This is a genomic window from Bradyrhizobium sp. MI1.11 (assembly GCF_055811255.1).
Genome location: NZ_JBVVPM010000004.1, coordinates 232,971 through 256,059 on the forward strand (window position 1 = coordinate 232,971; position 23,089 = coordinate 256,059).

General features: G+C 64.7%; 20 protein-coding genes. 8 read left to right on the forward strand and 12 right to left on the reverse strand.

Translation table 11 applies throughout. The annotated features are described in order from the left end of the window. Nucleotides 1–165: 165 nt before the first annotated feature. Nucleotides 166–729, forward strand: a complete 564-nt coding sequence (locus AC0L30_RS06350; protein WP_007602622.1) for a helix-turn-helix domain-containing protein — start codon at nucleotides 166–168, stop codon at nucleotides 727–729. A 19-nt stretch (nucleotides 730–748) separates the two neighbouring features. Here the strand turns inward: AC0L30_RS06350 and AC0L30_RS06355 are convergent, their stop codons facing one another. After that, nucleotides 749–1,963, reverse strand: coding sequence for a hypothetical protein (locus AC0L30_RS06355; protein ID WP_219683824.1), 1,215 nt, complete (start codon nucleotides 1,961–1,963; stop codon nucleotides 749–751). Between the two features lie 2 nt (nucleotides 1,964–1,965). Further along, nucleotides 1,966–3,333, reverse strand: a complete 1,368-nt coding sequence (locus AC0L30_RS06360; RefSeq protein ID WP_354128743.1) for an APC family permease — start codon at nucleotides 3,331–3,333, stop codon at nucleotides 1,966–1,968. Between the two features lie 329 nt (nucleotides 3,334–3,662). On the opposite strand from AC0L30_RS06360, the gene AC0L30_RS06365 reads away from it, so the two are divergent. After that, entirely contained in the window at nucleotides 3,663–5,003 is a 1,341-nt protein-coding gene (locus AC0L30_RS06365; RefSeq protein ID WP_473404027.1) for an alpha/beta hydrolase, read from the forward strand. A 33-nt stretch (nucleotides 5,004–5,036) separates the two neighbouring features. Here AC0L30_RS06365 and AC0L30_RS06370 read toward each other — a convergent pair whose 3' ends face one another. Both AC0L30_RS06370 and AC0L30_RS06375 read right to left on the reverse strand, forming a co-directional pair. Continuing rightward, nucleotides 5,037–5,429: a hypothetical protein gene (locus AC0L30_RS06370; RefSeq protein ID WP_219683825.1), complete on the reverse strand. Its 393-nt coding sequence runs from the start codon at nucleotides 5,427–5,429 to the stop codon at nucleotides 5,037–5,039. A gap of 92 nt (nucleotides 5,430–5,521) precedes the next feature. Next, a complete protein-coding gene (locus tag AC0L30_RS06375; RefSeq protein WP_473404028.1) occupies nucleotides 5,522–6,694 on the reverse strand; it encodes an MFS transporter in 1,173 nt (390 codons plus the stop codon). 186 nt (nucleotides 6,695–6,880) lie between these two features. Here AC0L30_RS06375 and thrS point away from each other — a divergent pair, with 186 nt between their 5' ends. The 3 genes from thrS to AC0L30_RS06390 all read left to right on the forward strand — a co-directional run bounded on the left by thrS (nucleotide 6,881) and on the right by AC0L30_RS06390 (nucleotide 10,951). Continuing rightward, complete coding sequence (gene thrS, locus AC0L30_RS06380; RefSeq protein ID WP_473404029.1) at nucleotides 6,881–8,962, forward strand: threonine--tRNA ligase; 2,082 nt, start codon at nucleotides 6,881–6,883, stop codon at nucleotides 8,960–8,962. A 93-nt stretch (nucleotides 8,963–9,055) separates the two neighbouring features. Further along, nucleotides 9,056–9,619, forward strand: a complete 564-nt coding sequence (locus tag AC0L30_RS06385; RefSeq protein ID WP_473404030.1) for a nitroreductase family protein — start codon at nucleotides 9,056–9,058, stop codon at nucleotides 9,617–9,619. A gap of 63 nt (nucleotides 9,620–9,682) precedes the next feature. Continuing rightward, entirely contained in the window at nucleotides 9,683–10,951 is a 1,269-nt protein-coding gene (locus AC0L30_RS06390) for a serine hydrolase domain-containing protein (RefSeq protein WP_473404031.1), read from the forward strand. On the opposite strand, the gene AC0L30_RS06395 is transcribed toward AC0L30_RS06390, so the two are convergent. The 4 genes from AC0L30_RS06395 to AC0L30_RS06410 form a co-directional block, all read right to left on the reverse strand. Then, on the reverse strand, nucleotides 10,937–13,399 hold the full coding sequence (locus AC0L30_RS06395; RefSeq protein ID WP_473404032.1) for a putative bifunctional diguanylate cyclase/phosphodiesterase: 2,463 nt from the start codon (nucleotides 13,397–13,399) through the stop codon (nucleotides 10,937–10,939). The two genes, AC0L30_RS06390 and AC0L30_RS06395, sit on opposite strands and share 15 nt — an antisense overlap. 567 nt (nucleotides 13,400–13,966) lie before the next feature. Next, on the reverse strand, nucleotides 13,967–14,359 hold the full coding sequence (locus AC0L30_RS06400; RefSeq protein WP_473404033.1) for a hypothetical protein: 393 nt from the start codon (nucleotides 14,357–14,359) through the stop codon (nucleotides 13,967–13,969). Between the two features lie 83 nt (nucleotides 14,360–14,442). After that, the gene (locus AC0L30_RS06405; protein ID WP_007602597.1) at nucleotides 14,443–14,682 is read right to left on the reverse strand and encodes a hypothetical protein; all 240 of its coding nucleotides are present in this window, start codon (nucleotides 14,680–14,682) and stop codon (nucleotides 14,443–14,445) included. A 356-nt stretch (nucleotides 14,683–15,038) separates the two neighbouring features. After that, on the reverse strand, nucleotides 15,039–16,112 hold the full coding sequence (locus tag AC0L30_RS06410) for a hypothetical protein (RefSeq protein ID WP_007602595.1): 1,074 nt from the start codon (nucleotides 16,110–16,112) through the stop codon (nucleotides 15,039–15,041). A 240-nt stretch (nucleotides 16,113–16,352) separates the two neighbouring features. Between AC0L30_RS06410 and AC0L30_RS06415 the strand changes: the two genes are divergently transcribed. Further along, nucleotides 16,353–17,393 carry a patatin-like phospholipase family protein gene (locus tag AC0L30_RS06415; RefSeq protein WP_219683831.1) on the forward strand — a complete coding sequence of 347 codons (1,041 nt, stop codon included), beginning with the start codon at nucleotides 16,353–16,355 and terminating at the stop codon, nucleotides 17,391–17,393. Here AC0L30_RS06415 and AC0L30_RS06420 read toward each other — a convergent pair whose 3' ends face one another. Beyond that, the gene (locus AC0L30_RS06420; RefSeq protein WP_219683832.1) at nucleotides 17,394–17,822 is read right to left on the reverse strand and encodes a CBS domain-containing protein; all 429 of its coding nucleotides are present in this window, start codon (nucleotides 17,820–17,822) and stop codon (nucleotides 17,394–17,396) included. Nucleotides 17,823–18,011: 189 nt separating this feature from the next. Then, a complete protein-coding gene (locus tag AC0L30_RS06425) occupies nucleotides 18,012–18,848 on the reverse strand; it encodes a rhomboid family intramembrane serine protease (protein ID WP_473404034.1) in 837 nt (278 codons plus the stop codon). Between the two features lie 465 nt (nucleotides 18,849–19,313). Between AC0L30_RS06425 and AC0L30_RS06430 the strand changes: the two genes are divergently transcribed. Next, a complete protein-coding gene (locus AC0L30_RS06430; RefSeq protein WP_354128737.1) occupies nucleotides 19,314–19,868 on the forward strand; it encodes a PAS domain-containing protein in 555 nt (184 codons plus the stop codon). Nucleotides 19,869–19,881: 13 nt separating this feature from the next. Here the strand turns inward: AC0L30_RS06430 and AC0L30_RS06435 are convergent, their stop codons facing one another. Then, on the reverse strand, nucleotides 19,882–20,271 hold the full coding sequence (locus AC0L30_RS06435; RefSeq protein WP_219683834.1) for a COG4315 family predicted lipoprotein: 390 nt from the start codon (nucleotides 20,269–20,271) through the stop codon (nucleotides 19,882–19,884). 147 nt (nucleotides 20,272–20,418) lie between these two features. Here AC0L30_RS06435 and AC0L30_RS06440 point away from each other — a divergent pair, with 147 nt between their 5' ends. Next, a complete protein-coding gene (locus tag AC0L30_RS06440) occupies nucleotides 20,419–20,928 on the forward strand; it encodes a GNAT family N-acetyltransferase (protein WP_007602586.1) in 510 nt (169 codons plus the stop codon). Between the two features lie 65 nt (nucleotides 20,929–20,993). On the opposite strand, the gene AC0L30_RS06445 is transcribed toward AC0L30_RS06440, so the two are convergent. Then, a complete protein-coding gene (locus AC0L30_RS06445) occupies nucleotides 20,994–22,988 on the reverse strand; it encodes a DEAD/DEAH box helicase (protein ID WP_473404058.1) in 1,995 nt (664 codons plus the stop codon). Nucleotides 22,989–23,089: the final 101 nt, after the last annotated feature.

Here is a 23,089-nt window from a genome sequence, read left to right on the forward strand (position 1 = left end):
AGTCTTTGCTTACAATATCTGCGACCTTGCTCTAAATTTCTGCACATATGTTTTCCTTTGGAATACAGCCGGCGCGTACACGGAAGGGACAGCGCGCACCCGCCGGACTGGCAGTCGAGCGGCATCTGTTGCAAAAGAGACGTCAGCAATTCGGGAGACTCATGCGTGCTTGACGTCAGCAAAGCGGCAGCCGTCGGGGCCAACATTCGCCAGGCGCGCATCGCCAAGGGCCTGACACTGGACCAGCTTGCCAAACAGAGTGATCTCACGCGCGGCTATATCTCGCTGGTCGAGCGCAACCTGAAGATCCCTTCGCTCGCCGCCCTGCTACGGATGGCAGCCGCGCTCGAGGTCAACGTCGCGACCTTCTTCGACCCGAACGCCGAGCCCGCGCCGCGCTACACGCTGTTCCGCCGTGAAGGCGGCAGCGTGCCGCTGTTTCAGGACACCTTTGGCGTAGTGCCACTGGCAACCGGCCGCACCCGCAAGATGATGGAGCCGTTCCTCCTGAGCCCGCCGCACAAATCGGCGACGCGCGCCTCGCATGCGGGCGAGGAGTTGCTGTTTGTCATCAACGGCAAGATCGCGATCAAGCTCGACGGCGAAGAACTCGTCCTCGGCAAGGGCGATTGCCTATATTTTTCAGGCGAGACACCGCACGAGGTCAGGAGCCTCGGCCGACAGAAGGCGGAGGTCCTGGTTGTGGTCGCCCAGAGCCCGGCGGCGTAACGCCGGCCGAGCACCAGGTTTAGCGGGACCAGAAAAAGCGCCCGGGTGGCGGCGGGACCGGCTCGGGCGGACGTGGCCGCTTCGGACGCGGTGGTTTCGGCGAGGGCTCGGCGGACGAGGTGGTCTCCGCGCCGGGCGCTGTCTCGCTTGCCGGCACCTTCACCGCCAGCAGCAAGTTCGATTCGTGCATCCGCCAGCGGTAGCCGACGCCGAAATCGATCGGCTGGGCGCGCGTGAACAGCGCGGCGTAGCGTTCCTGGTAGCGGCCGGGAAATTCGCTGATGGGTCCGAGATAGCGGCCGAACGGGAAGAAGCGCCATTGCCGCGAATTGTAGCTCGAAAGCGGAATGCCGGAATCGTCCTGGACGATGGTCGCGCTGTTGGCGAGCAACCAGTCGCGCGCGACGGTGAAATTGCCGGAGTGCAGCAGATAAGACGCGCTCTTGATCAGGCTGTTGCCGGGGCCGAGCGTCTCGCAGAACTTCAGGAAGCCGGCTGCGCGTGCACCTGAATTGGAGAGATCGGTCGAGAAATAATACAGCGTGCGCGCCTCGCCGTCGGGGCCTGCAAAGGTGATGCGGGCGCCGCGCGTCGCGTTCGGTCCGGGGTTGTCGTTGCCGACATGCATCCCGCCCTTGTCGTCGAGTGCAACCATTTCGACATTGCGGATGGTCTTGCCGGAGCGGACGAGGAAGACGTAGAGGATCGGCAAGGTGCCGTTGACCTGGTTGGTGTGCAGGTCGACCTTCATTTGCTTGGTGATGAAGAAGGAAAAACTCAGGATCGAGCCGAGCGAGCGCTCGACATTGTAGAGCGCGGCGCCGACCGAACCGCGTGGCAATCGCGTCAGGTCAGCCACCGCACCGACCGGCTCCAGCGCGCCGAGCACGTAAGTGCTGGCCTTCGAATAGAAGGCGTTGGCGTAGAGGAAGTCGGGGCCGCTGAACAAATAAAACATGGTCGGTCTGGGCGCCGCCAGATTGACGTCGGCCCAGTTGCGGATCTTCGAGAGCTGGCGCTCCTCAAGCTGGGCGAAGGCGCCGTCGAAGAATCTCGCGTGGCGCTGCCAGCCCGGGTCCTTTGTGAGCGGCACCAGCGGCGAATCCGCCGAAGGCTGCATGCCCGCGAGGAAGCGCGCGGTGTCGTCGAAGGTTGCCTCGGCAGCACGTGCGGACGGGACGGCCGCAGCCAGCAAGGCGAGAGCCACGGCCGCAATTCTCATGGGTCGAAACATGTCTATTCGCGATTGTGTGACGTGCCAGCGGCGACCGGCCGCCTGCGGAAAACAGCATAAATCAACAGGCCCGAGAGCATGACGAGCATCCCCGACAGCGATTGCACGAGCCGCTCGGTCAACAAATAGTACATCATGAACCCGGTCACGAGCAGGAAAACGAGCGGCGTGAACGGGTATCCCCAGGCGCGATAGGGCCGCGGCAAATCGGGATCCGTGATGCGCAGCTTGATGACGCCGGCGACCGTGAAGAACGAGCAGAACAGCAGCGCGAACTGGATGAAGTCGAGCACGGCCTCGAAGCTGCGCGTGAACAGCAGCAGATTGGCGACGGCGAGCTGAAACAGGATGGCATAGGCCGGCGCGCCGCGCACCGACCTCTGCGAAAACACGCGCAGCGCCGGAATATCCTCCCCCATCGTCATCATCACGCGCGGGCCGATCCACATCATCGCGCTGATCGAGGAGATCAGGCCGAAACAGATCATCGCGCCGACGATCCGGCCGCCGAGATTGCCGAAAATCGCGCTGCCGGCGATGCTGGCGACGTCGAGCTGACCCGCGAGCGCACCGACCGGCGTCGAATGGAGAAACACCGCATTCAGCGCGACGTACAGCACGAGCACGATCAGCGTGCCCGCGAGCAGCGCACGCGGCAGGTCCCGCTGCGGCATGTTCATCTCGCCGATGATGTAGGTTGCGGCATTCCAGCCCGAGAAAGAATACATCACGAAGACGAGCCCGATCGCGAAGGGCGCGCTGACGATATGCGCGAGATCGCCCGCCTGCGGCGTGAAGGCGATCGGCTGCGGCACGCCGACAATGAATCCTGCAACCAGGAAGGCAACGATCAGCACGACCTTCAGGATGGTCGAGATCAACTGGAAGGTCGAGGAGTGCCTGACCCCGGTCAGTTGCACGAGCGAGACCAGCCACACCACGGCGATGGCAAGCGGGATCGGCGGCACACCGGGCACGACCGATTTGGCGTATTCGCCGAAGGCCATCGCGGCGAGCGCGACGGGTGCTGCAAAGCCAACGGTCGCCGACACCCAGCCGGCGAGAAAGCCGAAGGCGGGATGATAGGCGCGGCCGAGGAAATTGTACTCGCCGCTCGAGCGCGGAAACATGGCGCCGAGCTCGCTGTAGGAGAATACCCCGCATAGCGCGACGATGCCGCCGACGGTCCACAGCAAGAGGATCGAGAAGCCTGAGGGGATGTCCTTGACCTGGAAGCCGAGGCTGGTGAAGACGCCGACCCCGATCATGTCGGCCACGACGATGGCGGTTGCGACCAGAACGGAGACCCCCGACCCGCGTCCGGTCAGCCGGCCGGTCCAGGGTGCAGTACCCGCATCTGATGCCGTCATCGCCGTCCTCAACCTCAGGCGTTGCGCCTCGTGGGAAGCATCGTGCAGTTCGGTCCAGTCAATTCAAGCAGGGTTAACAAGGGTTAAATGAGGCGAGGCCAAATCGGTACTGCAGCACCATTAATGCACGATCCGGACAATAAAGCTTCGTAAACACCGGGACATCCCGCTTCCCTCCCCCACAATCACGACACGATTGCGTGGTCCCTTTGAGCGTTCCGGATGTGGGGAAGTTTCTCCGGACACTTAACGTCGCCTAAACGCCCATCGGCTCAATCGCCTTAATGATTGCCGATGGACTTGTGGTCATGACTTGGGGTCATGGGTGAATGGTCGGGGCCGTTCCGAAACCGAGAGCTGACATCCGCGCCGACCGGACCACGTCCGGCGCACGCGGTCGTGCGCTTCGGACCGCTCTGATCTCAGCCTTGGTGCCGTTGTCGCTGACGCTGGTTCAATGCGGCAAGGCGCCCAATCCGGCAGCGCTCGCGGCGAACTCGCAGGCCGATGTCCAAGGCAACGTCCCAGCCAACGTCCAGGTCGTCGCGAAGACAAACCAGCTAGCAAGCAGCGACACGTTCGAGGATCGCTTCCCGGCCCCCCAGTTCAGGGAACGCTTCCCATCCGCGAGCGAGGGTTTTCTGCAACGGCAGATGTCCGACTTCTCACCCAAGCGCGCCGTGCAGCAGCAGCCGGAGCAGGCGCCCTACAAGGTTGCTTCGCTCGCGCCGCAGGCCCCCTACCAGCGTCCGCCACGCGAGGACCTGACGACGCTCGTCAGCATGAAATCGTCAGCTTTCCCCTATTTCGGCAACAACCCTGCCTCCGACGCGCCGTTCCTCAACATCTCCAAGGGCGACCGCCGCGGCCACCGCAGCTATTCCGGGCGCGTGTTCTGGCAGGACGAGACTTACAACGACAACCGCGTCTTGATGCACGTGCCCGAACATTTCGACGTGCGGAAGCCAGGCGTGATCGTGGTGTTCTTCCACGGCAATGGCGCGACGCTGGAGCGCGACGTGCGCGACCGCCAGCTGGTGCCGCAACAGATCACCGATTCCGGCGCCAATGCCATCCTGCTCGCACCGCAGATGGCGGTCGACGCCGCCGATTCCAGCGCAGGAAAATTCTGGCAGGCCGGCGGCCTCAAGCGCTTCATCGACGAGTCGGCAAACCATCTCGCCCGCCTCACCGGCGATCCCAACAGCGCCCGCGCCTTCGCCAACATGCCGATCGTGATCGTCGGCTACAGCGGCGGCTTCCTGCCGACGGCCTGGAGTCTCGAGGTTGGTGGCATCAGCGACCGCGTCCGCGGCGTCGTGTTGCTCGACGCCGTCTATGGCGAGATGGACAAGTTCGCCTCATGGATCGAGAGCCACCGCTCCGGCTTCTTCGTCAGCTCCTACACCCGCTACACCGCGCGGCGCGACCGCGAACTGATGAGCACGCTGCGGCAGAAGGGCATCACCGTCTCCGAAGATATGGACGGCCCCTTGCGTCCGGGCAGCGTGGTGTTCGTCGAAACCGGGGACGGCATCACCCATCGTGACTATGTCAATCGCGCCTGGACGCAATATCCGCTCAAGGACGTGCTGGTGAAGATGTCAGCGACGCCGGCACTGGCGCTGACGCGCGTCGCAGCTACGGCGTCATCCGCATCGAGTCGCTGATTGGACGTGACTCGCTAAGCCTACGTCTGTCGCTCAGCTCTTTGGCAGCTTCGGAATGCTCTCGGCAAACCCATTGAAGCAGGCCAGCCGCTCGTCCTCTTCCTTGAAGAAACGGCAATCGGCGTAGCCCTTGGCCTTCGCCGGCTTCGGCTTTGGCGCCGGGGGGATCACGGCGTCGTAGCAATTGAGCCGGTCCTTGGTGCCGTCATCGAGGTCGAGGCAAGCCTGGAGCCGCGCCGCGATCGATTGTGGCTTGCCCTTCGGCGCGGCGGCCGGCTTGGCCGCCGCCTCCTTGGTCCCCGCCTTGGTGCCCTTGGGCTTGACTTGCACCAACGGCTTGTCCCCGACCATCGGCGGTGGCTTGTCGGCTTGCGCGAAAGCGGAGGCTGAATAGAGCACCGCGACAACCGCCAGAATCATCCTCATTTCAGTCAACCCTCTTTGGTCCCCATGCCTCGCCTTCTAGCGCTCCCGCGCGCGGTTTGCCAAGCACCTTGCGCACACGGACACGCTTCCGTTCAGGCCGGGGCGGCAGCTGCCGGCCGGGGCCGGGTCAGGACCACCAGGATCAGCGCGACCACGACGAAACCGACCGCGACGAAGCCGAGCGTATGCAGGAGCCCGCGGGCGAACAACAGTCCACCGACGGCAGAGCCGATCGCCTGGCCGATATAGAGGACGGAGGTGTTGAGTGCGACAGTCGCCGATGCCAGCGATGGTGCGGCCGAGACCAGCCGCACCTGCTGCATCGAATTGGTCGAGGCAAAGCCGAGGCCCCAGATCGCGACCGCACCCGCCATCAACGCGAGCGTACCGGCACCGAGCGCCCAGCCCGTGATCCCCGCAAGCAGCAGGCAGGTGAACAACAGCGAGGTGCGATAGGGTCCTGATGTGTCGACGATGCGGGTCGCGATGACAACGCCGAGGAAGCCACAGACGCCATAGAGAGCGAACACCAGGCCGATCGCATCGGGCCCTGCGCCGGTCAGCTTGTTGAGCAGCGGCCCCATGAAGGTGAACACCACGAACTGCCCGGACATCTGCAACATCGTGATCGCAAGCAGCAGCAGGATGGTTCTGTTGCGACCGACCGCGCTCCAGGTCTTCAAATCCACCGACGACCCCTTCAAGCCCGCCGGCAGCCGCATCAGCAACAGCAGCAGGCTGACGCAACCGAGCGCGCCGATCCCGCCATAGGCCGCGCGCCAGCCATAGCGGCTGGCGATGAAGGTGATCAGCGGCAGGCCGACGGCGGCAGCGAGCGACCAGCCGAGAAAGATGTAGGCAATCGTGCTGCCGCGACGCTCCACCGGCACGATCAGCGCCGCCGTGCCGGCGGCCTGCGGCGTGTAAAGCGCGCCGACCGCGAGCATCACCAGGCGGATGACGAGGAGGCTTGCATAGTCGGGCGCAAAGGCCGAAGCGAGGTTGCCAAAGGCGAGCACCGCCAGCGTCGTGGTGAGCAGCGCCCGGCGCTCGATCCGGCTGGTGAGCCAGGCCGTCAGCGGCGAGCCGATGCACAGGATGACAGCCCCGAAGGTGATCAGGAGCGCGGCCGCATGGATGCTGACGTCGAGCCCCGTCGCCAATTCCGGCAGCATGCCGGCCGGTGCCAAGACCGAGCAGCCGGTGACGAGATTGCCGAGCATCAGGGCGGTTGGCGCGAAACGGCCGGCGCGTGCATTTTCCATGCAAACGCATGTAGAACCGCCTTGCGACCAGTTAAAGGGCATTGCCCGGAATAGTTCGTGCAGCGCCCCCGCTTTTGCGCGCCGTTTTCTTGGAAATGCCGGATTGCGCAGGCCGAATCGCCTGATATATCGCTCGATCCCGCTTACCTGCGCTCGTTCGCAGGAGTGAGCCTCAGGAGACATGCCATGACCGACCAGCCCACGGACCAATCCAAGGACCAATCCAAGTCCGAGCAGCCCAAATCCGAATCCGGCTTTCAGTACAGCCTCAGCAATTTGAGACCCGTGACCCCGCCGGAAAAAATCACCCTCACCTTCCCCGACGGCGCCCGGCGCGAATACGCCAAGAGCATCACCGGCCTTGAACTCGCCAAGGGCATTTCGCCGTCGCTGGCCAAGCGCACGGTCGCGATGGCGCTCGACGGCGTGATCTCCGACCTCGACGATCCCATCGAAGCCGATGCCAGGATCGAGCTGATCAACCGCGACGATCCGCGCGCGCTCGAGCTGATCCGCCATGACTGCGCCCACGTGCTTGCCGAAGCCGTGCAGACGCTGTGGCCGGGCACGCAGGTCACCATCGGCCCCGTGATCGAGAACGGCTTTTATTACGATTTCTTCCGCAACGAGCCGTTCACGCCGGAAGACTTTGCCGCGATCGAGAAAAAGATGCGCGAGCTCATCGCGCGCGACAAGCCTTTTACGAAGGAGGTTTGGGATCGCGAAAAGACCAAACAGGTGTTCCGCGACAAGGGCGAGGCGTTCAAGGTCGAGCTGGTCGACGCCATTCCCGGCAACGAGCCGATCAAAATCTATTACCAGGGCGACTGGTTCGATCTCTGCCGCGGCCCGCACATGACCTCGACCGGCAAGGTCGGCAACGCCTTCAAGCTGATGAAGGTGGCCGGCGCCTATTGGCGCGGCGACAGCAACAACCCGATGCTGACCCGCATCTACGGCACGGCATTCGCCAAGCAGGAGGACCTCGACGCTTATCTGAAGCAGATCGAGGAAGCGGAGAAGCGCGACCATCGTAAGCTCGGACGCGAGCTCGACCTCTTCCACTTCCAGGAGGAAGGCCCGGGCGTCGTGTTCTGGCACGCCAAGGGCTGGACCATCTTCCAGCAGCTGATCGCCTATATGCGGCGACGCCTCGCCGGCGACTACAGCGAGGTTAACGCCCCGCAGATCCTCGACAAGTCGTTGTGGGAGACCTCCGGCCATTGGGGCTGGTACCGCGAAAACATGTTCGCGGCGCAGTCGGCCGGCGAGGAGGCCGAGGACAAGCGCTGGTTCGCGCTGAAGCCGATGAACTGCCCCGGCCACGTGCAGATCTTCAAGCATGGCCTGAAGAGCTACCGCGACCTGCCGCTGCGGCTCGCCGAGTTCGGCGTGGTGCACCGCTACGAACCGTCCGGCGCGATGCACGGATTGATGCGCGTGCGCGGTTTCACCCAGGACGACGCGCACATCTTCTGCATGGAGGATCAGCTCGCCGACGAGTGCCTGAAGATCAACGAGCTGATCCTGTCGACCTACGCCGATTTCGGCTTCACCGGCGATCTCACGGTGAAGCTGTCGACCCGGCCGGAGAAACGCGTCGGCACCGACGCGATGTGGGATCACGCCGAGCGCGTGATGGCGACGGTGCTGCGCGAGATCCAGTCGCAGAACAATCACATCAAGACCGAGATCAATCCCGGCGAAGGCGCCTTCTATGGGCCGAAGTTCGAATATGTGCTGCGCGACGCCATCGGCCGCGACTGGCAGTGCGGCACCACGCAAGTCGACTTCAACCTGCCGGAACGGTTCGGCGCGTTCTACATCGACCACGACAGCGGCAAGAAGCCGCCGGTGATGGTGCACCGCGCGATCTGCGGTTCGATGGAGCGCTTCATCGGCATCCTGATCGAGCACTATGCCGGCAACTTCCCGCTCTGGCTGTCGCCGGTGCAGGTGGTGGTCACCACCATCACGTCGGAAGCCGACGAGTACGCCAAGCAGGTGCTTGAGCAGGTCCGGCGTGCGGGACTTCGGGCCGAGATCGACCTGCGCAACGAAAAGATCAACTACAAGGTCCGCGAGCATTCGCTGGCCAAGATTCCGGCACTGCTCGTGGTCGGCAAGAAAGAGGCCGAGACGCAGTCGGTCTCGATCCGCCGCCTCGGCAGCGACGGCCAGACGGTGACGACGACGGCGGAGGCCATCGCCGCCCTCGTCGACGAGGCGACCCCGCCGGATGTGAAGCGGAGCCGCGGCGCGGCCTGACATCTGAAATCGGTCTAAACTCGCTTTCGGTTGCGGGCGTGCATTCCTATGTGGGGACTGCACGCCCGACGACCAGCCGAAGAGGAAACCGCAGTGCCCGACGCCATCGAACTCCTGAAGACCCGCCGCTCGGTCAAGCCGCGCGAGATGTCCGGACCCGGCCCCTCCCCGGCCGAGCTCGAGACCATCCTCACCATCGGCGCGCGCGTGCCCGACCACGGCAAGCTCGCGCCCTGGCGCTTCATCATCTTCGAGGGCGATGCGCGCCAGCGCGCCAGCGAAGTGATCGCGAAGGTGTTTGCCCGGAAGAATCCCGGCGCGCCGGCGGCCGACGTCGAGACCGAGCGCAAACGCCTCACGGATGCGCCGCTGGTGATCGGCATCGTCAGCTTCACCAAGCCGCATCCGAAGGTGCCGGCCTTCGAGCAGGAATTGTCGGCCGGCGCCAGTGTCATGAACATCGTCACGGCCGCGACCGCGCTCGGCTACGGCGCGTGCTGGCTGACCGGCTGGTTCGCGTTCGATCGCGACGTGCTGGATGGCCTCGGCCTCAAGCCGGACGAGAAACTCGCCGGCTTCGTCCATATCGGCAAGCCGACCAAGCCGAGCGAGGACCGTCCGCGACCGGTCCTTTCCGAAATCGTGACGCGATTTTAATCGAAGGCGTGTTGACGCCTTCGACGTCTTGCGGCTTTGATCCCGGCAAGGGAGGAAGCCCGGATGAAGCGTCGTGAATTTCTGGTCGGAGCCGCGCTGCTGGCCGGCACGATGGCGCGGGCCCGCGCCGCCGACATCCCCGCTCCGTCGTCCGAGGGGCTCGACCGCATCACCGCGTACTTTGACAACGAGGTGACGAGCGGCCGGCTGCCGGGCGCCGTGGTCCTGGTCCAGCAGCACGGCAAGCCGGTCTATCTGAAGACTTTCGGCGTGCGCGACACCAGGACGGGCCTCGCGATGACGCCCGATACGATCTTCGCCATCCACTCGATGACCAAGCCGGTCACGTGCCTTGGCGCGATGATGCTGATCGACGAGGGTAAGCTCGCGCTCACCGACCCGGTGTCGAAATACGTTCCCCTCTTTGCCGATACCAAGGTGGGACTTGAGGTCACCAATCCCGACGGCACGTTGCATCTGGATCTCGTGGCGCCGATCCGTCCCGTCAACATCGAGGATCTGCTGCGGCACACCTCCGGCATCAGCTACGACTATATCGGGGGCAAATGGGTCGAGCAGGCCTACAAGGCCGCCAATATCTTCGAAGGTCAATTCGACAACAGGGAATTCGCCCAACGCATCGCGAAGCTGCCGCTGGCGCGGCAGCCGGGGACCCTGTGGCGCTACGGTCATTCCACCGACGTGCTCGGCAGCGTCATCGAGATCATCTCGGGCCAGACGCTGTACGCATTCCTCAAGCAGCGCATCTTCGATCCGCTCGCTATGAGCAGCACCAAGTTCGCGCTGGCGACCGAGGACGAGCTCGCGCGGATGGCGCGGCCGCTGCCGAACGACAACATCCTGCTCGCCGCCGAGCGCGAGCGCCTCGACCATCCCGAATGGCAGTCCGGCGGCGGCGGGCTGCTCTCGACCATCACCGACTATCAGCGCTTCGCGCAGATGCTGCTCAATGGCGGCGAGTTCGACGGCAAGCGCTATCTGAGCCCCGCCGCGTTCAAGGCCATGACGACCGATCACGTCGGGCCGGGCTCGGGCGTCGGACGCGATTACTTCTATTTTCCGGGCGACGGCTTCGGCTATGGCTATGGCCTCGCGGTGCGGACCGATCCCGGCAACGCCAGACCGCCGCCGCCGGGCTCGCTCGGCGAGTTGAAATGGGACAGTGGCAGCGGCACCTATTTCGGCGTCGATCCCAAGCTCGACATGGTCTACCTGCTGATGCAGCAGACCCAGAACGAACGCAGCCGCATCACGCCCGCCTTCAAAGCGCTGGTCTATGATTGTTATCCGTCCGAGTTACGCCGCCCGTGAAGCACGCTGGCCGAAATCGGCGAGCAGCTTTGCGATCTCGGCCGCGGGCCGCGCCGCGCTGAACAAGAAGCCCTGCACTTCGTTGCAGCCTTCGGCGCGCAACCACGCGAGCTGATCCTCGGTCTCGACGCCTTCCGCGGTCGTGGTGATGTTGAGGCTGCGGCCAAGCCCCGAGATCGCGCGAACGATCGCGACGCAATCGGGCCGCCCTGCCAGATCCTTGACGAAGGAGCGGTCGATCTTGATCTTGTCGAAGGGGAAGCTGCGGAGATAGCTGAGGCTGGAATAGCCGGTGCCGAAATCATCCATGGAGATGCTGACGCCGAGCTCGCGCAACTGATGCAGGATGGCGAGATTGGCGTCGGTCTCGGCCAGGAAGATCGACTCAGTGATCTCCAGCTCGAGCCGCTTCGGCGACAGGCCGGACTGCGCCAGTGCCGAGATCACGACCTGAACCAGATTGCGGCTTCGGAACTGCGCCGGCGACAGATTGACCGCGACCTTGACGTCGACGGGCCATTTCACCGCCTCGGAGCAAGCTACGCGCAGCACCCACTCACCAAGCTGGGTGATCAGGCCGATGTCCTCGGCGACCGGAATGAACTCCGCCGGCGAGATCATGCCCTTGTCGGGGTGATGCCAGCGCAGCAGCGACTCGAAGCCGGAGATGCGGTCGGAGGCGATCGAGACCAGCGGCTGGTAGTGCAGCTCGAACTCGCCATTGGCAAACGCGCGGCGCAGATCGAGCTCCATGTCACGGCGCTTCTGCGCCTGCAGATCCATCTCGCGCTCGAAGAAATGATGCACGCCGCCGCCGTCGGATTTCGCCCGGTACAGCGCCATATCGGCGTTGCGCATCAACTCTTCCGACGTCGTACCGTCGCCCGGCGATAGCGCGATGCCGATGCTGGCGCCGATCACCATCTCCTGACCGTCGATCTCGTAGGGCGCCTTCAGCAGGTCGATCAGCAAGCCCGCGCAGGCGCTGGCCTCGTTGGGCGTGACGTCGGCCGCCAGGATCACCGCGAACTCGTCACCGCCGAGCCGGGCCGCGAGATTGGCGCCGCGGACCGCGGTGCTCAGACGGGTGGCAACCTCCTTCAACAGGCGGTCGCCCACCGGATGGCCGAAGGAATCGTTGACGTTCTTGAACAGGTCGAGGTCGAGGTAGAGCACGCCGACCCGCTTTCCGCTGGCCTGGTCGAGCGCCTGCTTCAAGCGCTCCTGGAAATATTCGCGGTTCGGCAGATCGGTGAGCCCGTCATGGTGCGCCATGTGGGCGATCCGCGCCTCGGCCTTGCGCCGTTCGGTGATGTCGACCACCGCGACCAGATATCCGTCGCGATCGTCGAAGGCGACGCGGCGGCCGAAGGTCAGCACCTCGATCTCGCTGCCGTCGGCGCGCAGATGCCGCCAGTTGCGCGAGGAGTGATAGGCGTCGCCGACGCGTTCGAGCGCCTCGGCGTGGCTGCCCCATTCGTCCTGCGGCCAGATTTCGTCCAATTTCATGCGTAGGAAGGTGGCGCGGCTGTAGCCGTAATGCTGGACCGCGGCGTCGTTGACGCTGAGAAACTGCTTGCTCGCGGCGTCGAACACCCACATCGGCATCGGGTTGTTGTCGAACAGCAGGCGGAAAGAGGCGTCGCGCCGCTTCAACACAGTGACATCCGAGATCGTCAGCGAGACCACGTCGGCAAACGCGGTGGCGCTCAGCCGGAGATGGCGTCCGTCGCTCTCGATCTCGAGCTGCTCGCCGCGACCGCCGGAGACGGCTTTGAGCAAGAATTCCATGACTTCAACCGAGGCCAGCAGCGTGTCGCCCTCGCCGATCCGGCGCCACAGCAGGCTCGCCCCTTCGGCCTTCAGCAGCAGCGCCGCACTCTTGTTGTGGTGCACGATCTGGAGATCGAACGGCTTGCCACCCGCGTCGCGCAGCGTCGCCAGCGAGACCACCGCGTCGTCGGTTGAAGCGAAGATCGCGTCCAGGAGATTGTATTGCGCGCCGCGTTCGTTGATGTAGGCGCCGACCAGCGTCGCGCCCCAGCGCGACGCCGTCGGCAGCGCCAGCACATCAAATGTCCTGACCATGCCGTCGCGCACGCAATGGGCGCTGGCCAGGTGTGGCCGCCCGTTGGCAAGCGCGCTCGCCGCGGCTTCCGACAGCGCGGTAGCGCAATCGGGCGAGAGCGCGGCGACCGGGATGTCCCAGCGCTCTTCGCCGAGCCATTTCTGCACGTAGCGTCCGCTGCGCGACAGTTCGAGCGCGCCGTCGCCCTTGAGCAGCGCGATGTGGTCGGCGAGCCGTCCCAGGCTGCCGAGCATCACGTCCTCGTAGCGCGGCAGCCGTTCGCCCGGCTTCAACGCGGCACGCCATTTGCGCTGAAGCACCGGGATGTCGTCGAACATTTCGGCGGCCGGTTTTCCCGACACTTTCCTCACGGCACTCATGGCAGTCCCCAACGCACTTTCCCGGCGCATCCAATGCAGCCGCGCTTAACGGCGTGTAAAGAGCGCACGAGCGCGGGTTCCGTTCGGCGATTATGACAGTTTAAAGTCGGACGTTGGTTAGTGCGCGTTAGAGACTGTGACGGTTGTGCGAAGGCGTTGCGTAGGAGGCGCGTGAGACCGAAGCTTTGGCGCACCGCTGCATCAGCATCGTCATTGCGAGCGCAGCGACGCAATCCAGAATCTCTCCACGGCGGCAGACTGGATTGCTTCGCTGCGCTCGCAATGACGGAGTCTCTGGGCGGCAGCGTCACGCTTCCATTCACATTTTCGATCGCAGACGCACCTTCGCATCCTCGCGGCGCATTCGCCCGAGCTTTGCTTCGATGCCTCACCCTCAAATGAAAAGAGGGCGCAGGGAAGACCGGGTGCCGGCTGGCACCCGCGGTCCACTGTGCGAAATTGTCGTAAGAACAATGCACAGCGGCATACAGGTGAAGCCAAAACATCCGGCCTTCCCTGCGCAGTGGTTTTACGGCTTATGTCGCGCTCTCCCCGGGGAGCGATGCACTATTGCCCCCCGTCGCCTTGCGGATGGCTGATGCACGCGCCCCGGTTGGGCCGCGACATCACCGCAACGCTTGGCGCACAGACCCCGGGCGCCAGGACCACACGATTTCGCCGTACGCCGATCACACCGGTCGTGTGCGCGGCGGCTTCGCTCACGGTTGCCCGCCCTGCGAAACCCTTCGCGCCGATGTGGCCCACGTCCACCGCCGTCCGGCCCGCGTTCGTGACGATCGCGATACGCCCCTCTTTCTTGGGCCGGAGTGAGGCGAAATATACGCAATTCCGAAATTCGGTAAAGTGGAATATTTTGAGCCACGCGGGTTGACCGGCAGCTTGGGTGTTTTGCCCGACGGGCAACGCGATATCTTGTAGCCCGGATGAGCGAAGCGACATCCGGGATTCCGACCACGAGCTGTCCCGGGTATCGCTTCGCTCACCCGGGCTACGAGACCTACCCGACTGCGCGCGAGTCGCGACTAGTCCTCGCTGGACGTCGCCAAGCGATTGCGCAGATGGGCCTGCGACAACAGGAAGAACAATGCGCGCTCGCCATGATATTTGGCGGACGGCCGGGTGCGCTCGAAGCCATCGGCAAATTTCTTGCCGGATTGGTCGCACACCTGCCACCGCCAGCCGAACCGCTTACGCCTGGTGAGGATCACTTCGAACATGCCGACGAGCTTGGCCCCTGCTCCTTGCCGGTCTCGCAGACGCACGAGCCTGCTCCGGCCTCCCCCGTTGGAGTGATGCCCGACATATAACGCGGCAGGATGGAAAGCGAATAAAATTGATTATCGGAAATAGGTATCTTGCACCGGCTGTGAGGAAGTCGCGGCGCCGCCGGAATAAGCCGGCGATGCCGATGTTGATCGGTCCTGCTTGGTAGCGCTGCCAGAGCTGTTCAAATCGAAACACCAAGCAAATCGCAACACCAAACGGAGCAGCGGAGAGCATCTGCTTTCGCACACGGGACTGGCGGTAATACGATATGGGGGATCCGTGCGCTGAATGAGAAGCGTTCACCAGACACGGAGATCAGCGTCGGGCCGCATGCGGCATCACCGCTCAAACACTACCGCGCGACGACTTCCACTTCGCCGTCGACGCCGTTGACGACGTTGAAGCCGCGCTCGTAGACCTTGCCCTCGTTCTTGGCGATGGCGCGGTATTCGCCTTCGGAGAGCACGACGCGCGGAAAGGCGCCGATCGATTCCTTGATGACGTCGCCGCCCGGGGTCAGCACCGACCAGGCAGTGTTGGCGAGCGCTTCGCCGCCCCTGTCGCTGACGAGCTTGAGCGTGATGACGGCGGCGCGGTGGGTGATGGTGACGTCGGTGAGCTTGCTGGCCTGGACGCGGATGTCCGAGCGCACCACCGAATTGGCGTCGCCGTAATTCGAGATGATGTAGTAGGTGCCCTCCGGCAGCAGCACGACGTCACCGGCGGCGACGTTCGGCACCAGGGAGGCGCGCTCGCCGGATTCGAACTGGCTGCCCTTGTAGATCGCGAACGAGATCTGGTTCTGCGGAATGCGGCTGGTGCCGACGCGGCCCTCGATGCGCAAGCCGCCGGCGGGCAGCACGAAGGATTCCCGGTCGGTTTCGGCCTTCAGGCTGACGGTGCGCACCGCGCTGACCAGGCCAAAGGCGACGTGCACGACGTAATTGCCGGGCGGCAGCACGATGTTCGGCGTGGCATTGCGGTCTTCGCGGATCAGCTTGAAGGTGCCATTCTCGTCGGGACGATCGGCAAACACGCGCCAGACCAGACCGCTGGTGATCGGCGGGGTGTCCTTGCCGTATTTCGCCGTCAGCGACAGCACGCCCTGTCCGGGTACGGCCGCGTTGAGCGGCGGGGCGGACGGCACGGTCGTGACCGCGGGCGGCGGCATGCTGGGCGTGGTCGGCTGCAACAGGGTCGGCGGCAGGCTCGGTGGTCCGGCACCCGGGCCGGAGGGCGGCGCCAGGCTGACGGCACCGCCGGGATCGGGCACTGAAGCCGGCGGTACCGGCGGCGGACGATCGGAGAAAAGCTGCGCCTGCGCAGCATTTTGGCCAAGGGTATAGAGGCAGGCAGCAAGGACCAAGGCCGGCAGCAGCGATGCGCTGCGCCGCCATCCGATGATGCCGTCACCCCCGAGAGTCATGCCACCTGCTTTTCACCGAAAACGCGGCAAATTCAAGCCTCTGTCCCCCTGAGAAATACGGCCCGACAGGTTTTGGAACCCGGTTGACGCCTGCGTGATTACCCGAGAGGCAGCCGCGCCTCGCCATACTCCTGCCCCGCGCGCTTCCCAAACCGGCATAAACCATGCTTCGGCCCGGTTCTGGCGGAGCGCGAGTACGGTGCCTAGTCTGATGGCGGGTCCCGGCGTAGGAGAGTTTCGGTGCTGGACATATTGAAGGGTCGGGGTTCGAACAGCGATAAGGTCACCGAGAAAGTCGGCCTGGGCAGCATCCGCCGGCCGGTCATCGGCCTTGCGCTTGGCGGCGGCGCGGCGCGCGGCTTCGCTCATATCGGCATTATCCGGACCCTGCTCGCCAACGGAATCGTGCCCGACGTCGTGGTCGGCACCTCGATCGGCGCGGTGGTCGGCGGCCTCTATGCGGCCGGCCGGCTCGATACGCTGGAAGAATGGGGCCGCAGCCTGCAAGGGATGCGCAACATCCTCGGCTACCTCGACATCCGCCTCAACGGCTCCGGCCTGATCGGCGGCGAGAAGCTGGCGACCCGGCTCGAGGCCGCCTGCGGCCAGAGCCAGATCGAGGACCTCCCGGTCAAGTTCGCCGCCGTCGCGACCGAGGTCCGCACCGGCCACGAGATCTGGCTGACGCGCGGCCGCGTGGTCGACGCGATGCGCGCCTCCTACGCGCTGCCGGGCATCTTCTCTCCGGTCCTGATCGGCGATCGCTGGCTGGTCGACGGCGCATTGGTGAACCCGGTGCCGGTCTCGGCGGCCCGCGCGCTCGGCGCGGAAATCGTCATCGCCGCAAATCTTTCCAGCGACATCTTCACCTATTCGACGACGGTCTATTCGCACGGCGCGATGCCTGAACCGGTGATCCCCGCGGCCGAAGAGCCGCCGTCAAAGCGGCGCTTCCCGAGATTCTTCTCGCCCGAGAAGACGGTGAAGCGCGAGTTCTTCGGCGGCGGCAGCGCCCGGCCCGGCCTCTCTTCGGTGATGGTCGACGCCTTCAACATCATGCAGGACCGCATCACCCGCGCCCGCCTCGCCGGCGATCCGCCCGATATGCTGATCACACCGCGGATCGGCCAATTCGGCTGGTTCGATTTCCACCGCTCCGAGGACCTCATAGCCCTGGGCACCCGCGCTGCCGAGCGTGCGCTGGAGTCCATCCAGGAGGCCATCCACGAGCTGGCGCCGGCGCCCGAGGGCGCCGCGCCCAAAGCCGACCAGCAAGCCTGATCAGGCGGTCTTGATGTAGTCGCGCAGAGCTTCCTGCTCGGACTCGTATTCCTGCACCCGGCGCTTGACGATGTCGCCGATCGAGATCAGGCCGACCACCTTGCCATTGTCGACCACGGGCAGATGGCGGAACTTTCCGGTGGTCATCATCTCCATGAGCTCGGCGACCGTGTCGGTCTCCTTGCAGGTGACGACCTTGCGGGTCATGACCTGAGCGACCGGCTCCTCGAGCGCGCCGGCGCCGCGCTCGCCGATCACCCGCACGATGTCGCGCTCCGACAGGATGCCTTCCAGCCGGCTCTGGTTCATCACCAGCACCGCGCCGATCTTCTTCTCGCCGAGCAGTTTGACCGCGGCCGCCAGCTTCGCGTCCGGCTCGACGCTCATGATCTGGTGGCCCTTGGTGTTGAGAATCGAACGTACCGTCATTGTCGCCTCCCTGAATCGGAACCGTCCGCTGTTCGCGGTCCGGACTTGTTCTTCGAGTCTTCAACTAACAGTTTCAGCGCCGGTTTCACGCTCAGGCGCTTTGCGAAGCATCGCCTCTAGCGGCCTGTCGCTTCGGAACATTCTTCTCGGGAATGATGGATGAATTCGGGCGGCGCCGCAAGCGCCGCTTCAAATGCGGTCTGAAATGTCCCGTGATGACGCATCCGCAGCATCGCTTCGCACGCGCGGCACGGGATCGAACAGCGTGAACAGCAATAGGCCGGCAAGGAAGCCGCCGATATGCGCCTGCCAGGCAACGCTCGTGGTCTCGCTATCGACGCCGATCGCGCCGACGCCGAAGACGATGTTGACGCCGAACCACACCGCGAGGAAGCCGAGCACCCGCCCGTCGCGCAACGCGCGCGACAGCGGCAGCGCCGGAACTCTTGCGGCGGTATCGGCATCCGATCGGCTGAATGACAGGAAGCTGCCGCGAACGAAGGCGAAGCGGATCGCCGCCGCCATCGCGCCCGACACCGAGGCCGAGGCGCCGATCATCGGCGCCACCGCGTGCTCGTGGGTGACGAGATGGGCGAGCGCGCCGGCCGCCGCCGTCACCGCGAGGAACAGGAAGAACCTGATGGCGCCAAAGCGCCGCGCCAGCGCGCTGCCGAACGGCAACAGCCACAACACGTTGAAGCCGATATGGGTGAGATTGGCGTGGAGCAGCGAATAGGTGACGAAGGTCCAGACCTTGGCGCCGGCCCCGCCGGGGATCTCCAGATTCAGCAGCGAGGAATCGTAACGCTTGGGGATGAAACCGAAGACGTCGATGGTCCAGTTCTCGAGCTCCGGCGGCAGCAGCACCCGCAGATGGATCACGGCAAGCAAGAGGATATAGGCCGTCAGCGCGAACGGCAGCGTCAGGATCGGCTCGCGCGGAGCCTCCTCAACGACGGCCGGCACTGCCAGCGAAGCATCTTGCGACGGAGGATCTTGCGGCGGAGAATTTGGCGGGGAATCCAAGGCGGCTTCGCTTTCAGGCGCGATCGGAGCGACAGGCTTGACGACAGGCCTTGGAGATAGTCGCCTTTGCCCGCCCTGCGCAAGTGCACAAAAGGAAAAGGCAGGGCCCTGGGAAAGCCCTGCCTATCCGTGTCGGACTTCCGGTACCCAGAGAGACGGGAATATCCCCACCCCTCCCCGCGGCCGGTGACCAAACTGTTTGACGCCTGTGTACAGGCCTCGCCGAGAACCTGGAGAAAAGCGGCGAAGCTTGCGACCGCGATCACCATAGCAGCGGCGTGGCGCGCGGAAAGCGCACAGTTAACTTAACGTTAACGACGCAAAGGCAGCGCCAGGGACGCCGAAAACGCCGCTGCGGCATGGACGCTGCAAAGCCCCTCCTGCACAACAACACAGGGATTGCGGCTGCACTGAAGCGGGACAGGTTTGTCCCGCGAGGTTGCGCCCCGGGGTAAGCGTTCAGTCATGAAACATCCGTCAAGCCGCGAATTCTTCGCATATTGGAACGAAAAGCGCGGCACTGCGCGGGCGCCAGACCGGGCCGATATCGATCCGGCTGCCGTGCGCGGCCTACTCGGAGACATCTTCGTGCTGTCCTGCGAGCCCCATCTCGGCTTCCCGTTCCGCGTCGCCGGCACGCGCGTTTGCGCGCTCGCAGGGCGCGACCTCAAGGACTCGAGTTTTGCGGCGCTGTTCAACGAGGCTAGCCGCCGCGAGATCGAGGAGATCACGACCATCGTCGCCGACGAGAGCCTCGGCGCAATCGCCGGCGTCACCGCCGCGCGCGAGGACGGCAGCAAGGCGCATCTCGAGCTGCTGCTGCTGCCGTTCAATGCCCGCCCGCATACACCGGTGAGCGTGACAGGCGTGCTCGCGCCGTTCGACGACGAATGCGGCGCCCTTGGCCCGTTCGCCCTCACCTCCTGGCGCTATCTGCACCAGCCGGAAAAACTGCTGCCACGCGCGATCCGCAAGCTGCAAATCGCACGCGGGCTGATGGTGTATGAGGGGCTGCGCTAGCAGTGCACCCTGCTCACGGCATCGCCAGATGCCAGGCACCGTTGAGAAAGCCGTCGCCGGTGACGTCGCCGGGCTTTGTGTCCTTGGCGAAGGTGTAGAGCGGCTTGCCCTTGTAGGCCCACTGCTTCGAGCCGTCGTCGCGCGTGATGACGGTGTAGCCGTCGGCGGCGGCATCGCTGGCCTCGGCTTTCAGCACCGGCCAGTTGGTCGCACACGGACCATTGCAGGCCGACTTGCCGTCAGCATCCTTGTCGAAAGTATAGAGCGACATGCCCTTGGCATCGGTGAGCACGTTGCCTTTGTCGGTCTTGCCGGTCTTGGCCGGCGGTGCCGCGAAAGCAGTGGGAGCCAGCGCCAGCGATATTGCGAGCGTGAGCGCGAGGCGGATCGAGGTTGTGGTCATGGTCTCTCCTGTCATGCAATGGGCTTGCATCGATAGGACGCCGCGCGAGCCGTCGTATTCCTGAGATGGCGGCAAAGATATTTTTCGCTGCACGCATCGTCGCATCGGAATAAACTGGAAATGATTGAGACGGAACGACGGATCGACATGAGCAAGCCGCATTGGCGTCCCGGGCGCGCCTCCGATCTGCCGGCGATCAGCACGATCGCAGTGCGGATCCATCCTGATCTGCCTGAACGCCCCGAGGTGCTCGCGGAAAAAATGCGGCTCTATCCCGACGGCTGCCGCGTGCTCGTCGCGGACGACGGGATCGTCGGCTACGGTCTCGCGCATCCCTGGATGCAGCACCGGATTCCCCCGCTCGACGGCTTGCTCGAGCAATTGCCCGACGATGCGGATTGCCTCTATTTGCACGACGTCGCGGTGCTGCCTGATTTTCGCGGCGGTGTCGTGCGCGATTATGTGCTGGCAATCGAACAGCTCGCGCGCGCGTCAGCGATTGCGACGCTCGCATTGGTGTCGGTCTACGCCACGCGGCCGCTGTGGGAGCGTCTCGGCTTTCGGTCCGTCACGACTGATGCGAAGCTGCGGGCAAAGCTCGCGACCTACAGCGACAGCGCAACATACATGCTGCGCGACCTCGCTGCTCAGACTTGATTTCCGAGATAATGCCGCCGGTGAAATCCGGCAGCATCATTGCCGTCCGCGCCGTGCAGCTGCAGTCAGGCGCGATACTTCTTTTTCGTCTTCGGCTTTTTCCCGGGAGCGCCCTTCTCAGACCACGACGTGACCGAGGGCTCAGCATAGCCCGGCTTGTTCTTGTGCTTCTTCTTTTTTGCGAAGGAAGGAGCATCGTCGAATTTCGGCGTACGCTCGCCGTATGGCTTTTCGTGCGATTTGCCGTGTGTCTTGCCGTGTGGCTTGCCTTGCGGTTTGAACCCGCCCGGCTCGCGCGGGCGATCGTCGCGGCGTTCACGATGGTCGCTGTCGCTGCTCTCGCGCCGCGGCGCGTGGGACCGCTCTTCCGAAGATGCCTGCCGTTGCGGCGCATCCGCCATGGACTCGATGCGAATGTTGTCTTCCTTGTCCGGACGCTTGATCTTGGCGGCGAAAGATTCCACGACCCGCTCGGAAATCTCGAACTCGGTCGTGGTGTCCATGATCTTGATCGCGCCGATATCGTTCTTGTCGATGCCGCCACGGCGGCAGATCATCGGCAACAGCCAGCGCGCTTCCGCATTCTTTTTTCGTCCGATGTTGGCCCGAAACCAGACGCTGCCATCGGCCATGCCATGTTTCGACGATTTCCCCGATTTGGGTCGAGCCCTTTCGGGGCGGTCATCGCCACGCGAAGCGCGGACATCGTCGCGCGGTGCGCGCGTATCGTTGCGACCGCGATCCTCGCGCGGCCGGCCAGCTCGCTCGCCGGAATCCATGATGTCTTCGGGCGACGGCAGCCGCGCGCGATAGAGCCGTGCGAGAGACGCGGCGATCTCCTCGGCCGACCGCTCGGCCAATAGCGCCTGCGCCAGCGCCAGATCGTCGGCGGTCGTCTCCTCCGTGAACAGCACGTCCTTCATGCGCTCATGATCGAGCTTGCGGATCTCATCCGGCTGCGGCGCCGTCCCCCAGACCGCGTCGATGCCCGAGACGTTCAGCAGCATTTCCGCACGCCGCCGCCGCACGGGCGGCACCAGCATGACGCTCGTCCCCTTGCGGCCCGCGCGGCCGGTGCGGCCGGAGCGATGCTGCATGACCTCGGCGTCGTTGGGCAGGTCGGCATGAATGACGAGATCGAGGCTCGGCAGATCGATGCCGCGGGCGGCGACGTCGGTCGCCACGCAAACGCGCGAGCGTCCGTCCCGCAGCGACTGCAGCGCCGTGGTTCGTTCGTTCTGCGTCAATTCGCCCGACAGGGCGACCACGGAGAAGCCGCGCTCCAGCAGCGCCGCCTGCAAATGCCGGACGCCATCGCGCGTGCTGCAGAATACCAGCGCGCTCGGCGCCTCGTAGAAGCGCAACACGTTGACGACGGCGTGCTCGGCATCGCCGGGCGCGATCCGGATCGCACGGTACTCGATATCGGCATGACCGCCTTCGTCGCCGGCGACCTCGATCCGGAACGCCCGCTGCTGATACTGCTTGGCCAGCGCGACGATGCCGCGCGGGAATGTCGCCGAGAACATCAGGGTGCGGCGGGTGTCCGGCGTGGTCTTGAGGATGAACTCCATGTCCTCGCGAAAGCCGAGATTGAGCATCTCGTCGGCCTCGTCGAGCACGACCACTTTCAATTCCGAGATGTCGAGACGGCCGCGGCGCAAATGATCGCACAACCGGCCGGGCGTGCCGACGACGATATGAGCGCCGGCCGCAAGCTCGCGCTGCTCGCGCCTGGGGTCCATGCCGCCGACGCAGGAGACGACGCGCCCGCTCGCATGCTCGTACAGCCACGCCAGCTCGCGATGGACCTGCAACGCGAGCTCGCGGGTCGGCGCCACGATCAGGGCGAGCGGTGCACCCGCCCGCTCGAACCGCTCGGCGTCACCCAGCAGGTCCTTGGCCATGGCCAGCCCATAGGCCAGCGTCTTGCCGGAGCCGGTCTGGGCCGAAACCAAGAGGTCGCGGTCAGCGGCCTCGTCCGTGAGCACTGCGAGCTGAACGGGGGTCGGACGGTCGTAGTTGCGCTCGGCCAAAGCTCGGGCGAGCGGCGCACTCATGGTCGGAAAAGACACGGGATAAACCTTGGTTGGTCCAGGCGCGGAACGTCGAGCCGCGCGACCTGAAGCTGCGTAGGCGGCAAATGGTCCAGCCGCACGCG

Bases quoted from the DNA above. Each gene is read 5' to 3' on its own strand.
- AC0L30_RS06355 (WP_219683824.1), bottom strand. From the start codon at position 1,963: ATGTTTCGACCCATGAGAATTGCGGCCGTGGCTCTCGCCTTGCTGGCT.
- AC0L30_RS06360 (WP_354128743.1), bottom strand. From the start codon at position 3,333: ATGACGGCATCAGATGCGGGTACTGCACCCTGGACCGGCCGGCTGACC.
- AC0L30_RS06365 (WP_473404027.1), top strand. From the start codon at position 3,663: ATGGTCGGGGCCGTTCCGAAACCGAGAGCTGACATCCGCGCCGACCGG.
- AC0L30_RS06370 (WP_219683825.1), bottom strand. From the start codon at position 5,429: ATGAGGATGATTCTGGCGGTTGTCGCGGTGCTCTATTCAGCCTCCGCT.
- AC0L30_RS06375 (WP_473404028.1), bottom strand. From the start codon at position 6,694: ATGGAAAATGCACGCGCCGGCCGTTTCGCGCCAACCGCCCTGATGCTC.
- thrS (WP_473404029.1), top strand. From the start codon at position 6,881: ATGACCGACCAGCCCACGGACCAATCCAAGGACCAATCCAAGTCCGAG.
- AC0L30_RS06390 (WP_473404031.1), top strand. From the start codon at position 9,683: ATGAAGCGTCGTGAATTTCTGGTCGGAGCCGCGCTGCTGGCCGGCACG.
- AC0L30_RS06395 (WP_473404032.1), bottom strand. From the start codon at position 13,399: ATGAGTGCCGTGAGGAAAGTGTCGGGAAAACCGGCCGCCGAAATGTTC.
- AC0L30_RS06400 (WP_473404033.1), bottom strand. From the start codon at position 14,359: ATGTCGCTTCGCTCATCCGGGCTACAAGATATCGCGTTGCCCGTCGGG.
- AC0L30_RS06410 (WP_007602595.1), bottom strand. From the start codon at position 16,112: ATGACTCTCGGGGGTGACGGCATCATCGGATGGCGGCGCAGCGCATCG.
- AC0L30_RS06420 (WP_219683832.1), bottom strand. From the start codon at position 17,822: ATGACGGTACGTTCGATTCTCAACACCAAGGGCCACCAGATCATGAGC.
- AC0L30_RS06430 (WP_354128737.1), top strand. From the start codon at position 19,314: ATGAAACATCCGTCAAGCCGCGAATTCTTCGCATATTGGAACGAAAAG.
- AC0L30_RS06435 (WP_219683834.1), bottom strand. From the start codon at position 20,271: ATGACCACAACCTCGATCCGCCTCGCGCTCACGCTCGCAATATCGCTG.
- AC0L30_RS06440 (WP_007602586.1), top strand. From the start codon at position 20,419: ATGAGCAAGCCGCATTGGCGTCCCGGGCGCGCCTCCGATCTGCCGGCG.
- AC0L30_RS06445 (WP_473404058.1), bottom strand. From the start codon at position 22,988: ATGAGTGCGCCGCTCGCCCGAGCTTTGGCCGAGCGCAACTACGACCGT.